General features: G+C 62.0%; 10 protein-coding genes. 2 read left to right on the top strand and 8 right to left on the bottom strand.

What is annotated here, in order from left to right:
• Nucleotides 1–305: 305 nt before the first annotated feature.
• From AC3ZU9_RS25950 to glnE, 8 genes are read right to left on the bottom strand one after another with little or no spacing between them, the layout of a single operon-like run.
• Nucleotides 306–1,757: a lipopolysaccharide kinase InaA family protein gene (locus AC3ZU9_RS25950; RefSeq protein ID WP_046033899.1), complete on the bottom strand. Its 1,452-nt coding sequence runs from the start codon at nucleotides 1,755–1,757 to the stop codon at nucleotides 306–308.
• Nucleotides 1,757–2,509 carry a lipopolysaccharide kinase InaA family protein gene (locus tag AC3ZU9_RS25945; protein ID WP_012721867.1) on the bottom strand — a complete coding sequence of 251 codons (753 nt, stop codon included), beginning with the start codon at nucleotides 2,507–2,509 and terminating at the stop codon, nucleotides 1,757–1,759. Before AC3ZU9_RS25945 ends, AC3ZU9_RS25950 begins: the two co-directional genes overlap by 1 nt.
• Nucleotides 2,506–3,240: a lipopolysaccharide kinase InaA family protein gene (locus AC3ZU9_RS25940; RefSeq protein WP_012721866.1), complete on the bottom strand. Its 735-nt coding sequence runs from the start codon at nucleotides 3,238–3,240 to the stop codon at nucleotides 2,506–2,508. The genes AC3ZU9_RS25945 and AC3ZU9_RS25940 overlap by 4 nt, the downstream gene beginning before the upstream one ends.
• Nucleotides 3,240–4,046 (bottom strand): lipopolysaccharide core heptose(I) kinase RfaP, encoded by an 807-nt coding sequence (rfaP, locus tag AC3ZU9_RS25935; protein ID WP_012721865.1) that lies wholly within the window; start codon nucleotides 4,044–4,046, stop codon nucleotides 3,240–3,242. Before rfaP ends, AC3ZU9_RS25940 begins: the two co-directional genes overlap by 1 nt.
• On the bottom strand, nucleotides 4,043–5,167 hold the full coding sequence (locus AC3ZU9_RS25930; protein WP_122810837.1) for a glycosyltransferase family 4 protein: 1,125 nt from the start codon (nucleotides 5,165–5,167) through the stop codon (nucleotides 4,043–4,045). Before AC3ZU9_RS25930 ends, rfaP begins: the two co-directional genes overlap by 4 nt.
• A complete protein-coding gene (gene waaC, locus AC3ZU9_RS25925) occupies nucleotides 5,167–6,228 on the bottom strand; it encodes a lipopolysaccharide heptosyltransferase I (RefSeq protein WP_490091529.1) in 1,062 nt (353 codons plus the stop codon). Before waaC ends, AC3ZU9_RS25930 begins: the two co-directional genes overlap by 1 nt.
• Before the next feature lies 1 nt (nucleotide 6,229).
• Nucleotides 6,230–7,264, bottom strand: a complete 1,035-nt coding sequence (waaF, locus tag AC3ZU9_RS25920; protein WP_102061117.1) for a lipopolysaccharide heptosyltransferase II — start codon at nucleotides 7,262–7,264, stop codon at nucleotides 6,230–6,232.
• A gap of 54 nt (nucleotides 7,265–7,318) precedes the next feature.
• Nucleotides 7,319–10,258 (bottom strand): bifunctional [glutamate--ammonia ligase]-adenylyl-L-tyrosine phosphorylase/[glutamate--ammonia-ligase] adenylyltransferase, encoded by a 2,940-nt coding sequence (gene glnE / locus AC3ZU9_RS25915; RefSeq protein ID WP_012721861.1) that lies wholly within the window; start codon nucleotides 10,256–10,258, stop codon nucleotides 7,319–7,321.
• Nucleotides 10,259–10,641: 383 nt separating this feature from the next.
• On the opposite strand from glnE, the gene aceE reads away from it, so the two are divergent.
• Complete coding sequence (gene aceE, locus AC3ZU9_RS25910) at nucleotides 10,642–13,287, top strand: pyruvate dehydrogenase (acetyl-transferring), homodimeric type (protein ID WP_012721860.1); 2,646 nt, start codon at nucleotides 10,642–10,644, stop codon at nucleotides 13,285–13,287.
• A gap of 11 nt (nucleotides 13,288–13,298) precedes the next feature.
• On the top strand, nucleotides 13,299–14,310 hold a 1,012-nt coding region (locus AC3ZU9_RS25905; protein ID WP_490091528.1), incomplete at its 3' end, for a biotin/lipoyl-containing protein.

The raw sequence follows: 14,310 nt of genomic DNA, 5'->3' as shown, positions 1-14,310 counted from the left end.
AACGATATAAAAACCCTGGATGAAAATAGACTGTCGTTCTTGGGCACAACTGCCCACCGACTGTTGCTCACGCAACACTTGCAGGCGATGAGCATAGGTACCTACACATCTTTTGATGGGAGCACGAGCATCCTGTAGTGAGCGGGCTTGCCCCGCGCTGGGTGGCGAAGCCGCCCCAAACCCAAGCACCTCGGTCTTGCTGAAAAAACGCGGCGGTTTTATTAGGGCGGCTTCGCCACCCAGCGCGGGGCAAGCCCGCTCACTACAGTGGTAGACGATGAGGCCCTTGAGCCTTGCTGCGGCACCTACAGGGGTCCGGTGATCTGCTTAGGCAAGCGCTGATCAATCAGTTGGTACAACGCACTGTCCTGCGGCCAATTACGCATGAACCGCGCACGGTCCTTGGCATACGCCGGGGCGAAGCTGGCGGCGGAGGTGTGTTGGCACATCGCATCAAGGTCGATCAGCGACCAGCGGTCCTGGTCCCAGAACAGGTTGTGGCCCTTGAAGTCACCATGGCTGATGCGCTCGCGGATCAGTTCGGCGAACAGGTGATCCAGCGCCTGCAGTTCGTTTTCCGGCGCTTCACCGCGTTCAACATACGGAGCGAAGCGTTCGATGATGTCCGGGCCCGGCAGGTATTCGGTGATCAGGTACGCGCGGCTGCGCAGCCAGAAAAAGCGCTTCTCCAGCACGGCCAGCGGCTTTGGCGTGGCAATACCGAGGAACGCCAGGCGGTTGCCTTCGCGCCAGGAATGCCAGGCTCGACTCGGGCGCCAGAAACGTTTGAGCCAATGGGCAAAACCCTTGATGTTGTAGCGCTTGATCACCAGCGGCCGGCCAGCGACCTCGACTTTGGCGACGCTGGCGGCGCCGCCGGTTTTATACAAATGGCCTTGGTCCAGCAGCGCATCGGCCTGCTCAAGCACCGGCAACATCGCCGGCGCTTCTTCACGACGAATCGCGCGCAAAGCAAAGGCGCCACGCACCACGCTGAACAGCGTGCATTCGCGGCCGGTCTTGTTCAAAAAGTCCTTGAGGCGCCAGGCGCTGACTTTGCGCACCTGTTTCTCCAGGGCTTCCAGCGGCAGGGCGTGCTCGCCATTGCTCAGCAGGTAGTACACCAGCAGTTCTTCGGTAAACGGCTCGAGATTTTTTGGCAACTGAGCGAAAAACACCCCGAGGTTTTCCAGCACACGGTTGCGCGACAGCGGCTTGCCGGCCTCTTCGACGCGAATCCCGGCACCGTCGATCAAATACAGCTTGCCGTTCTGGCGCAGCAGGTTGTCCAGGTGCAGGTCTTCCTGCCACAGCCCTTTGGTGTGCATCTGCGCTATCGCACCCAGCGCTTCAGCCAGCACGGCGGTTTGTTCGTCAGCCAACGGCGGCAACGCTTCGACGGCGTGCCAGGCATCTGCCAAGCTCTCGGCGCCCTCGATGAATTCGAACAGCAGCCAGCCGCCCTCGCCTTCCTGCAAGCCATCGGCCAACAACAATGGCGTGGTCAGGCCTTGCTCGGCCAGCAAACGCACGCCGCTGAGTTCACGCTGGAAGTGCCGCGCGGCCTTGCTGCCCACCAATAACTTGGCCAGTACCGGACGCCCGCGCCATACCGCTGCGCCGACATACCGCTCGCCCGGCAACACGCGCAGCAGGCTGAGCAGTTGCAGTTGGCCAGGGCCTGCGGCATCCGCCAGGTCCAGGGTGAGGGGCAGGCTCGGGGTGCGGCCGGCGCTTTTCAGCTCGGACAGGCGCATCAACGGTTCTCCTTGTGGCTACGTCGGGCCGTCAGGCGCTGCAGCCAACTGCCGACCAGTGCACTGTCCTCAGGCTGATCGAGGTAAGCGGCCAACAGCTGACGCACCTGCGCGTCCGACCACTGCGGCGCCCGGCGCAACAGCGGCTCGAGGTCCTTGACCCGGTCACGCCAGCCAAACAGCAACGGGCGGGTTTTCTCCAGGTCGATCAATTGCGCGGCATAACCGTCACCGGTCGCCTGCAGGAAAATATGCTTGGGGTAAAAACAGCCGTGCACCTGGCCGACGCTGTGCAGCCGGCGTGCCAGTTGGCCGCAGGCCAGCAGGATTGCACAGTGCTGGGCGTCGCTCAGTTGCGACCACTGCTCCAGCAAGGAATCCAGGTCATTCCAACCGTCGAGCGCGCGGGTCAGCAGCATCGCGCGGTGCTCGCCAGCGACCTTGCGCTCCCCGTAGAACGCCGCCTGCAACGCTGGAATGCCAAGGGTGCGGTAACGGCTGATATTGCGAAATTCGCGGGAAAAACTCGGCTCGCCAAACGGACGGTGCAGGCTGCGCGTCAGGTAGTTGCTCTGGCGCTTGAGGTAGTAGCCGTGGCCGTCGAGCTCCAGGCGAAACACACTGCTCCAGCCGCCACGGCTGGTATTGGGCTCGTCCACCGCCTCCAGCTGCTTGGCCCACAAGGCGTCGAACGTCGCCAGGCCGTTGCGCTCCAGCAGCGCACGGTCTTCAGCCGCCAGGAAATCACTCATTCGCGTCCCTCGAAAAACTTCACCACGTGGCGAATACGCCGTTTGTCCGACGCACTCAGGTGCCGGCTCTGACGGTACTGCAGGTAGAAGCGCAGGCGCTGGGTGGCGGACAGGTGATACTTGGCCACCTTGTCCAGGCAGGCCAGGTCTTTAGTGATACGGTACTTGAGCCAGAACCCGCGCCAGAAATCGCCGTTGGGGCAATCGATCAGGTACAGCGTGGACTGGTCGTCGATCAGCAGGTTGCGCCACTTCAAGTCGTTATGGGTAAAGCGGTGATCGTGCATGGTGCGCGTGTATTCGGCGAGCTGGCGGCTCACCGCGTCGACCCACTTGGGGTCGCGCAGGCGTGCATCGTTACGCTCGGCCAATACCGAAAGGTCTTCGGTTTTCGGCAACTCGCGCGTGATCATCGCGCCGCGTTCGTAGGCCAGGCCCTTACGCTCCAGCCCCCAGGCCACGACGTCAGCGGTGGGAATGCCCCACTTGGCGAAACGCTTGAGGTTCTGCCATTCGGACTTGACCCGCGGCTTGCCCAGGTAACGCCGCAGGCCCTTGCCGGCGCCGGTGTAGCGCTTGACGTAGTAATTGATCCCGCCGCGCTCCACGCGGATCACTTCCGACAACGGGTCGCGGGTCAGCCGCTCGCCTTGCAGGGCGAATACCGCTTCGAGGCTTCCAAAATCATCCGCCAGGGTGGCGTAAGCAGGTTCCAGGTTCCAACCCGCCATCAGATCGCGTCCCCATAACGTTGCTTGCGCGCATACAGCTTGTCGGCCTTGCGCTGCATCAGGCTCAACGATGCCGATTGCTCGGCCAGGATCTGGCGCAATGGCTGGCGGAAGTAACCCTTGAGGAAGCGCAGTTTGTCGCGACGGGTCAGGCCGATCTCCAGCGCCGAGTAGTACAGCGCGGACAGGTCCTTGTCGCGCCAGCGCAACGGCAGATGGGCACGCAGTTGGGCGCGGTGCAGGTCGATCACCGACAGCTTGATGTTGTTCGCGTCGATGGGGCTGGAGGTGTCCAGCAAGAAGTGGCACAGGTAGCAATCGCGGTGATTGACGCCACCCCGGTGCATGTCGCCGACCATGCGCGCCAACTCGGCCGTGAGGGCGTGGCGCAACGCAGGTGTTGGCGGTTCGGCGACCCAGTTAAGGGTCACGTCTTCGAGGCTGATGGTCGGCGCCAGCTCTTCGGTGATGATGAACGAGTGCTGGTCTGCCGGGTTGCTGCCTTTTTCGCCGAAGGCCACGCCGGTCATGGTCGGTACGCCAAGCGCCTGCAAGCGGTGGATGGCGTCCCACTCCAGGCCGGCACCCAGTACCGGCAACTTGGCGGTGATCAGGTTCTTGAAGATTTCCGCCCAACCAATGCCGCGGTGGATTTTCACAAAATACGGGCGGCCAGCGACCTCGGTGCGCAACGTGCGACGCGCCGCCAACTCACGGAAGACCTGGCCTTGCAGTTTCTCGACTTCGGCAAAGGCATCAAGCCCGGCCCACAACGTCTTGAACGGTTCGGCAAGAATCAATTTCATCGTTTTGGCTCCGCCAGAATCACATCCGCAGCGTGCTGCGGCATGCTGTAGAGGTCGGCCGTCTCGGCAAAGGCCAACCCATTGCGGCTCCAGGCCGCGCGCTGTGCAGTGTCGGTGAGCATGTGCGTCAGGTACTGGTTGAGCTGGTTCTGCTCGAACGGCTCGTCCAGCACCAGGCCGCTGTCGGCTTCGGCAATGTAGTGGGCATACCCACACACGGCAGAGACCAGCACCGGCAACCCGGCTACCAGGGCTTCGAGCAATACAGTACCGGTGTTTTCGTTGTACGCCGGGTGGATCAACAGGTCGGCGCCCAGCAGGAAACGCGGGATATCGCTGCGGCCCTTGAGGAACTGCACGTTGTCCCCCAGCCCCAGCGTCGCGCTTTGCAGTTGGAATACTTTGGGGTCGTCCTGGCCGATTACAAACAGGCGCGTGCGTTTTTTCAGCTCAGACGGCAGCGCGGCCACGGCCTTGAGGCTGCGGTCGACGCCTTTGGTCTTGAAGCCCGAGCCGATTTGCACCAGCAGCAGGTCGTCGTCGCCGAGGTTGAATTCCTGACGGAAACCCTCGCGAATCTCGGCGGCATTCGGCGGCGCACGGCGGTCCTGGGCAATGCCCGGCGGCAGCAGGTGGAAGCGCTCCAGCGGCGTGTCGTAATGCTTGATGAACAGCGGTTGCTGCACTTCGGAAATCATCAAGACCTCCGTCCTGGCGTCCTTGGCGAACACCGCACGCTCGTACTCGGCGAAGTGCTTGTAGCGACCAAAATAGCGGTAGAGCGAGTGGCGCAGGTTTTGCGCCTTGTCTTCAAAGCAGCCGTCGGCGGCGTAGTACACATCCAGGCCGGGCATTTTGTTGAAGCCAATCAAACGATCAACCGGGCGTTTGGCCAGGTCGGCTTCCATCCAGGCGCTGAGCTTTTCATTGCGCCGATGGTTGAAGAACGCCTTGACCGGCGCCACCAGCACTTCGAAGCCGGGCGGGATGTCGCCTTCCCAGATCAGCGTGTACACACGAATCTGATGGCCGCGCTGCTGGCACTCCAGGGCGATGCGCATGAAGTCACGCTGCAGGCCACCGAAGGGGAAGTATTTGTACAGAACAAAAGCCAGTTGCATCAGTGCAGCTCCTCAGCCAATAACAACGTGCTCAGTCGGCTGGCCACACGCTCAGGGTTCAGGCGCGTGAAGCACAGGGGCGACTCGCGCTTGAGGTCGAACCGACGCAGGTCGTCGGCCGTCGGTTGGTAGGTACAGTGTTTTTGCAGGCACGGTGCGCAGGGGAAGTCACTCGCCAGATGAATCTGGCCCTTGCCGTAGGCGCCAGTGAGCCCGGGGTTGGTCGGGCCGAACAGGGAAATGGTCGGCACATCCAGCGCGGCAGCGAGGTGACCGAGACCGGTGTCCACCGCCACACAAGCACGAGCGCCGGCCAATACACGGGCGACACCGGCCAGGTTCAATTTGGGCAGTACTTCAGCGTTTTGCAGGCCCTGGGCCAGACGCTCGGCGCGGGCCTTTTCATCAGCGTTGCCCCACGGCAACTTCACGTCCACGCCCAGTCGCCCCATGCGTTCGGCCAGCTCACGCCAATAGGCTTCGGGCCAATGCTTGGTGTCCCAGGTGGTGCCGTGCAGCAGCAGCACGAACGGTTTTTTCGGCGGCAGGCCGAGCAGTTTGTCGACGCTCAGGCCATAGTCGCCCAGGCCTTTGGGCAAGTCGTAGCCGAGGGCGACGGCAAACAACTGGCGCAGGCGCTCCACCGCATGTTGCCCACGGGCCACGGCCAGGCGCCGGGAATAGAAGCGCGCGGCGATGGGCTCGCGGGCCGAGTGCTTGTCGAAACCCGCCACCGGTGCTCGCACATAGCGGGTCAGCCAGGCGCTTTTGAGCAGGCCCTGGGCGTCGATCACCAAGTCGTATTTGGTCGACTGGATGCGTTGCTTGAAACGCCGCCATTCGCCACTTTTAAGGGTCTGCCAGAGGTTTTTGCGCCAGCGGCGGATCGCCACCGGGATCACCTTGTCGACCGCCGGATGCCAGCTGGGAATCTCGGCGAAGCCTTCTTCCACCACCCAGTCGAATTGAATGCCGGGGATCGCCCGCGCGGCATCGGTCAGTGCCGGCAAGGCATGGATCACGTCGCCCAGGGATGAGGTCTTGATTACCAGTACGCGCAAACTATCGGACCTCGACCGCAGAGCCCTGCAACCGCTGCAAGGCCTCGTTCACCGGCTGCGGCAGCAACTGGCGCATGCAGTTGTAGTGGCCGAAACGGCAGGTGCGATCAAAACACGGGCTGCAATCCAGGCCCAGGCGTACCACTTCGACCTGGTCGGCCAATGGCGGGGTGAACCCCGGCGAGGTGGAACCGTATACCGCCACCAGCGGGCGGTTCAGCGCGGCAGCCACGTGCATCAGCCCGGAGTCGTTGGACACCACCGAATCGGCGCAGGACAACAAGTCGATGGCCTCGGCCAGGGACGTGTCGCCGCTGAGGTTCACCGCTTCTTCGCGCAGACCGGGGATCAGGCGCTGGCGAATGTCTTCACCCACCGGGTGGTCCTTCTTCGAACCAAACAGCCACACCTGCCAGCCTTCGCGGATCTTGGCCTCGGCGACCTTGGCGTAGTGCTCCGACGGCCAGCGCTTGGACTCGCCAAACTCGGCGCCAGGGCACAGCGCCAGGACCGGACGATCAAGTGCCAGGCCGAACTTGGCCAGGGCCGCGTCGCGGCTCTGCGGGTCAATTTGAAGGCTGGGGCGCGGGTACGGCTTGGGCAACTCGGCACCCGGCTCGTACGCCAGGGCCATGAAGCGTTCGATCATCAGCGGGTAGCGGGCTTTGTCCAGCGTGCGCACATCATTGAGCAGCACGTAGCGAAACTCGCCACGCCAGCCGGTGCGTTTGGGGATGCCGGCAAAATACGGCACCAGCGCCGATTTGAGCGAGTTGGGCAGCAGGATTGCCTGGTCGTATTGCCCCGCCAGGGATTTACCGATGCGACGGCGGGTCGCCAGTTCCAGGGCACCGTGGCCGAGCGGAAAGCTCAAGGCCTTGCGCACCTCGGGCATGCGCTCGAGGATCGGCCGGCTCCACTCGGGGGCGAGCACGTCGATCTGGCAGTCCGGGTAGCGCATACGCAAACACTGGAACAGTGTCTGCGCCATCACCATGTCACCGACCCAACTGGGCCCAACGATCAGAATATTCATGTAGTTTCCACAAACGATGCGGGGAGGCTTATGCCTCCCCGCCCTAATAGTGTTTCAGCTCAACCCCAGCGCCTGCCAGATTCGCATCACTTGGCGCCGTTCGTCGGCGAACTGATCCCCGGCCACCGTACCGGCCTCGTTCTGCAAGGCCTGGCGGTGTGCAGCGGAACGGTAGGCCTTATACACCTCACGCAGCAAATGGGCATCGGCGGCGGGCATCAAACCCACCTGCTCCAAGCCTTCCAGAATGCGGATATTGTCGGTGTAGCGCAGCAACGATGGATGTTGCGCAGACCACGCCAAAGCCGCGTATTGCACCATAAATTCAATATCGACGATACCTCCGGCGTCCTGCTTGAGGTCGAACGCCGCCGTGGCTTCAAAGGCGTTGGCGCCGGTGCCGGCCGTCGTGGCCTTGGTGCCCAGGTTGTCACGCATTTTCGCGCGCATCTCGCTGACCTCCTGGCGCAGCTTCGCCAAGTCCCTTTCGCGCCCCAATACTTTAGCCCGCACCTGCTCGAACGCCTGGCCCACGTCCTGGCTGCCGACCAGCACCCGCGCGCGGATCAGGGCCTGATGTTCCCAGGTCCAGGCTTCATTTTGTTGATAACGATCAAATGCGCCCAATGAACTGACCAACAGCCCGGACGCGCCGGAAGGTCGCAGGCGCATGTCCACTTCATACAGCTGGCCCGAGTTGGTCTGGGTGGTCAGCAGGTGAATGATGCGCTGGCCCAGGCGCGTGAAAAACTGCGCACCGTCGATCGGCTTGGCGCCATCGGTTTCAGCCTGCGGGTCGCCGTCATGGATAAACACCAGGTCCAGGTCCGAACCATGCCCCAGTTCGATCCCGCCGACTTTCCCATAACCGACAATGATGAACCCAGGATCGCACAGCGTGCCGTCCAACCGCTGCGGCGAGCCGTGGCGCGCAACGGTCTGGCGCCAGGCCAGGGCCAGCACTTGCTCGAGGATGGCCTCGGCGAGCCAGGTGAGATAGTCACTGACTTTCATCAGTGGCAGGCTGCCGGCGATTTCCGACGCGGCCACGCGCAGGCGGTGGGCCAACTTGAAGTGACGCAGGGCTTCCATCTGTTGCTCAAGGTCATCTTCGGGGATACGCGTGAGCCGCTCGCGCAGCTCGGCGGCCAACTCCGGCGCCAACGGTGGCTTGAACAGGCGGCCTTCGTTGAGCAATTCGTCGAGCAGCAGCGGGAAGCGCGTGATCTGCTCGGCGATCCACGGGCTGGCGGCGCACAGGGTCAACAGCCGACGCAGGGCGTCGGGGTTTTCCGTGAGCAGTACCAGATAGGCGGAGCGCCGGGCGACAGCTTCCACCAGCGGCAACACGCGCTCCAACACCAGGTCCGGGTTGGCATGTTCGACGGCCTGGGCGAGCAGGCGCGGGATAAATGCATCCAGGCGCTCGCGGCCCAGGCGCTGCATGGCACGCAATTGCGGGCTGTTGCGCAGGCCGGTCAGCGCTTTGAGGGCCTTGGTCGCATCGCTGAAACCGCCTTCGGCCAATTGGCGGCAGGCCGCTTCGTCGTCTTGGGATTCTTCCCACAGCGGCAACCACTCACCGCCCACGACCAGTTCGCTCTCTTCACCCTCTTCTTCGTCTGGATCGGCAATGACTTGGCGGAAGTGCCAGTCCACCCGCCCGCGCCAGTACATCAGGCGCTCATGAAACGCGGCCCAGTCGGCGAACCCCAGCATAAAGGCAATGCGCGCCTGATCTTCCGGGTCGTCCGGGAGCATTTGCGTCTGGCGGTCGGCGATCGCCTGGATGGCATGTTCGGTGTAACGCAGGAATTCATAGCCATTGCGCAACTCGGCAATCACCGCCGGTGGCAAGTAACCCTGGCCCTCCAGCGTGCCGAGCACCTTGAGCAGCGGCCGCTGTTGCAGGCTGAGGTCGCGGCCGCCATGGATCAGTTGGAATGCCTGGGCGATAAATTCCACTTCGCGGATGCCGCCCGAGCCCAGCTTGATATTGTCGGCCATGCCTTTGCGCCGCACTTCCTGCTGGATCAACTGCTTCATGGTGCGCAGCGCTTCGATGGCGGAAAAGTCCAGGTAACGGCGGTAAACGAAGGGCCGCAGCATGTCGAGCAGTTGCGCACCGGCCACCTGGTCGCCGGCAACCACGCGCGCCTTGATCATGGCGTAGCGTTCCCAGTCACGCCCCTGGTCCTGGTAATACTGTTCCAGCGCGTTGAAGCTGAGCACCAGCGCGCCCGCCGAACCATAAGGACGCAGGCGCATATCGACGCGGAATACGAAGCCGTCGACGGTCATCGGGTCAAGGGCCTTGATCAATTTTTGACCAAGGCGGATAAAAAACTCCTGGTTGTCCAGGGCGCGTTTGACGCCGACGGTTTCGCCGCCCTCAGGGTAGGCGAAGATCAGGTCGATATCCGACGAGAGGTTCAGCTCGACCGCACCGAGCTTGCCCATGCCGAGGATCACCATGTGCTGCGGCTCGCCGCTGCGCCGCCCGGTAGGCGTGCCGAACTGTACGCAATGGCGCAGGTACAGCCACTGGTAAGCCTGGTCGATGCTTGCATCGGCCATGTCGGAGAGGTCACGGCAGGTTTGCACCAAGTCGGCCTGGCGGGTCAGGTCGCGCCAGATGATGCGCACCTGCTGGCGCGTGCGCTGGCGACGCAGGACACGGCCCAGTTGGTCTTCTGTTTCTGCTTGTTGCACGGCGCCAGCAATCTGCCCACACAGCTCGCCGGGCGCGAAACCACGGTCCAACTCGCCCCAGGCCACCAGCTCGAGCAACATCAAAGGGTCACGAACACTCTGTTCAATCACGAAATCACTGGCGGCGCACACGCGGGTGAAGTCGGCCCACCGTTGCGGCGTCCACGCAGAAAGTCCATGATCGTCGTCCAGCGCGGCCACGGCGTCACGAAATGACTGCTCGGCCCGCTGGGCTTTTGGCAAGAGAATGGCCGGCAGTTCGGCCAGTGTTGGCAGGCTCATGGTCTATCCTTGATCGGCGCGTAAATGGCTTGTTGCTGTGGACGTGATACCGGCGCTACATGAAGGACTGTCGAACAAAGGTTATAAATAGCTGAAAATTCATAGTTGTTGGCAGGGAACATTAAACTTCTACCTTTTCTTGTTCGCAAAAGATCAACAATAACGATTATGCTCACCAGCCAGACCGAGCCATACGCTCAGTCTTGTGTAGTTTTACTACTCGTATATACATTCGAAAGGCTGAAATGGCCGACGATTTGTAGTAAAACTACAGGACGCCGAAGCAACCTTCGGCCATCCAAGAATTTATGTCGTCTGCCCACAAGGCCAGTCGCAAACTTCAGGCAACCGATTCTGGTAGCCTTTCCGCCCTGGAGCAAGCCATGCAAGACCTCGATCCCGTCGAAACCCAGGAATGGCTGGACGCCCTGGAATCGGTTCTCGACAAAGAAGGCGAAGACCGTGCTCACTACCTGATGACCCGTATGGGCGAACTCGCGACCCGCAGCGGCTCGCAACTGCCTTACGCCATCACTACGCCATACCGCAACACCATCCCCGTTACCCACGAAGCACGCATGCCTGGCGACCTGTTCATGGAACGCCGCATTCGCTCGCTGGTACGTTGGAACGCCATGGCGATGGTAATGCGCACGAACTTGAAAGATTCGGACCTGGGCGGTCACATCTCCAGCTTCGCTTCCAGCGCAACCCTGTATGACATCGGCTTCAACTACTTCTTCCAGGCCCCGACCGACGAACACGGCGGCGACCTGATCTACTTCCAGGGCCACACCTCCCCAGGCGTCTACGCCCGTGCGTTCATGGAAGGCCGCATCACCGAAGAACACATGAACAACTTCCGCCAGGAAGTGGACGGTAACGGCCTGTCGTCGTACCCGCACCCTTGGCTGATGCCTGATTTCTGGCAGTTCCCGACCGTTTCCATGGGTCTGGGTCCAATTCAAGCGATCTACCAGGCACGTTTCATGAAGTACCTGGAAGCCCGTGGCTTCATCCCTGAAGGCAAGCAGAAAGTCTGGTGCTTCCTGGGCGACGGCGAGTGCGACGAGCCGGAATCCCTGGGCGCCATCTCCCTGGCCGGCCGCGAGAAGCTCGACAACCTGATCTTCGTCATCAACTGCAACCTGCAGCGCCTCGACGGCCCGGTTCGCGGCAACGGCAAGATCATCCAGGAACTCGAAGGCGTGTTCCGCGGTGCTCAGTGGAACGTGACCAAAGTCATCTGGGGCCGTTTCTGGGACCCACTGCTGGCCAAGGACGTCGACGGTATCCTGCAACGTCGCATGGACGAAGTCATCGACGGCGAGTACCAGAACTACAAGGCCAAAGACGGCGCGTTCGTGCGTGAACACTTCTTCAACACGCCTGAACTCAAGGCGATGGTTGCCGACCTGTCCGACGACGAGATCTGGAAGCTCAACCGTGGCGGCCACGACCCGTACAAGGTCTACGCGGCGTACCACGAAGCGGTCAACCACAAAGAACAACCCACCGTCATCCTGGCCAAGACCATCAAGGGTTATGGCACCGGTGCCGGCGAAGCGAAGAACACTGCGCACAACACCAAGAAAGTCGACGTCGACAGCCTGAAGTTGTTCCGCGACCGCTTCGACATCCCGGTCAAGGACGAAGAGCTGGAAAACCTGCCGTTCTTCAAGCCGGAGCCGAACAGCGCCGAAGCCCGTTACCTGAGCGAGCGTCGTGCCGCACTGGGCGGTTTCGTGCCACAGCGCCGCGCCAAGTCCTTCGACATTCCTACACCGCCACTCGATACCCTCAAGGCTATCCTGGACGGCTCGGGCGACCGTGAAATCTCCACCACCATGGCCTTCGTGCGGATCCTCGCGCAGCTGGTCAAGGACAAGGAAATCGGTTCGCGCATCGTGCCGATCATCCCGGACGAAGCCCGTACCTTCGGTATGGAAGGCATGTTCCGTCAGTTGGGCATCTACTCCTCCGTCGGCCAGCTCTACGAGCCAGTCGATAAAGACCAAGTGATGTTCTACAAGGAAGACAAGAAGGGCCAGATTCTCGAAGAAGGCATCAACGAAGCGGGCGCCATGAGCTCCTTCATCGCTGCCGGTACTTCGTACTCCAGCCACAACCAACCGATGCTGCCGTTCTACATCTTCTACTCGATGTTCGGCTTCCAGCGTATCGGCGACCTGGCGTGGGCAGCAGGCGACAGCCGTACCCGTGGCTTCCTGATCGGCGGCACCGCCGGCCGTACCACGCTGAACGGCGAAGGCCTGCAACACGAAGACGGTCACAGCCACATCCTGGCTGCCACCATCCCGAACTGCCGCACCTTTGATCCAACCTACGGCTACGAGCTGGCGGTGATCATCCAGGACGGCATGAAGAAGATGACCGAAGAGCAGCAGGACGTTTTCTACTACATCACCGTGATGAACGAGTCCTACCAGCAGCCAGCCATGCCGGCCGGTGTCGAGGAAGGCATCATCAAGGGCATGTACCTGCTCGAAGAAGACACCAAGGAAGCAGCGCACCACGTACAGCTGATGGGCTCCGGCACCATCCTGCGTGAAGTGCGTGAAGCGGCGAAGATCCTGCGTGACGAGTTCAACGTCGGCGCTGACGTGTGGAGCGTTACCAGCTTCAACGAACTGCGTCGCGACGGCCTGGCCGTAGAGCGCAACAACCGCCTGCACCCAGGCCAGAAGCCACAACTGAGCTATGTCGAAGAATGCCTGAACGGCCGTAAAGGTCCGGTCATCGCGTCCACCGACTACATGAAGCTGTTTGCTGAACAAATTCGCCAGTGGGTCCCGTCCAAGGAATTCAAAGTCCTGGGCACCGACGGTTTCGGCCGCAGTGACAGCCGCAAGAAGCTGCGTCACTTCTTCGAAGTTGACCGTCACTTCGTGGTGTTGGCAGCCCTGGAAGCCTTGGCTGACCGTGGTGAGATCGAACCTAAGGTGGTGGCTGACGCTATCGTCAAGTTCGGGATCAACCCGGAAAAACGCAACCCACTGGACTGCTGAGGAGACTTTTTGTGAGCGAACTCATTCGCGTACCTGACATCGGCAGCGGTGAAGGTGAAGTAATCGAGCTGTTTGTGAAGGTCGGCGACACCGTCGAAGCCGACCAGAGCATCCTGACCCTGGAGTCGGACAAGGCGAGCATGGAAATCCCTGCTCCCAAGGCCGGCGTGGTCAAGAGCCTGAAAGTGAAGCTGGGCGACCGCCTGAAAGAAGGCGACGAACTGCTGGAACTGGAAATCGAAGGGGCTGCTGATGCAGCGCCTGCGGCGGCGCCTGCCGCCGCTGCCGCACCCGCGCCGGCTGCTGAAAAACCTGCTGCTGCCGAGGCCCCTGCAGCCCCTGCGGCTGCAGAACCTGCCGCCGCCAGCGTTCAGGACATCCACGTCCCGGACATCGGCTCGTCGGGCAAGGCCAAGATCATCGAGCTGCTGGTCAAGGTCGGCGACACCGTCGAAGCCGACCAGTCGCTGATCACCCTGGAGTCCGACAAGGCCTCCATGGAAATCCCTTCGCCGGCCGCCGGCGTGGTGGAAAGCATCGCGGTCAAGCTGGAAGACGAAGTCGGCACCGGTGACTTCATCCTCAAGCTGAAAGTACAAGGCGCTGCGCCTGCAGCCGCTCCAGCACCGGCCGCCGCTCCGGCGGCCAAGGCTGAAGCTGCTCCGGCTGCTGCCGCCCCTGCGCCTGCTGCAAAAGCTGAGGCCGCTCCGGCCCCTGCTGCTGCCGCACCTGCGCCAAGTGGTGCCAAGGTTCACGCCGGTCCTGCCGTGCGTCAATTGGCCCGTGAATTCGGCGTTGAGCTGAATGCTGTGTCGGCAACCGGCCCTCACGGCCGCGTGCTGAAGGAAGACGTGCAGGTCTACGTCAAATCCATGATGCAAAAAGCCAAGGAAGCGCCGGCTGCCGGTGGCGCTACCGTTGGTTCGGGCATTCCGCCAATCCGCACCGTGGACTTCAGCCGCTTCGGCGAAACCGAAGAAGTGCCGATGACCCGCCTGATGCAAATCGGCGCGTCGAGCCTGC

Source organism: Pseudomonas sp. A39 (genome assembly GCF_058145955.1).
This window is presented reverse-complemented; position numbering and strand designations above follow the sequence as displayed.

Bases quoted from the DNA above. Each gene is read 5' to 3' on its own strand.
- AC3ZU9_RS25950 (WP_046033899.1), bottom strand. From the start codon at position 1,757: ATGCGCCTGTCCGAGCTGAAAAGCGCCGGCCGCACCCCGAGCCTGCCC.
- waaF (WP_102061117.1), bottom strand. From the start codon at position 7,264: ATGAATATTCTGATCGTTGGGCCCAGTTGGGTCGGTGACATGGTGATG.
- AC3ZU9_RS25945 (WP_012721867.1), bottom strand. From the start codon at position 2,509: ATGAGTGATTTCCTGGCGGCTGAAGACCGTGCGCTGCTGGAGCGCAAC.
- aceE (WP_012721860.1), top strand. From the start codon at position 10,642: ATGCAAGACCTCGATCCCGTCGAAACCCAGGAATGGCTGGACGCCCTG.
- rfaP (WP_012721865.1), bottom strand. From the start codon at position 4,046: ATGAAATTGATTCTTGCCGAACCGTTCAAGACGTTGTGGGCCGGGCTT.
- glnE (WP_012721861.1), bottom strand. From the start codon at position 10,258: ATGAGCCTGCCAACACTGGCCGAACTGCCGGCCATTCTCTTGCCAAAA.
- AC3ZU9_RS25940 (WP_012721866.1), bottom strand. From the start codon at position 3,240: ATGGCGGGTTGGAACCTGGAACCTGCTTACGCCACCCTGGCGGATGAT.
- AC3ZU9_RS25930 (WP_122810837.1), bottom strand. From the start codon at position 5,167: ATGCAACTGGCTTTTGTTCTGTACAAATACTTCCCCTTCGGTGGCCTG.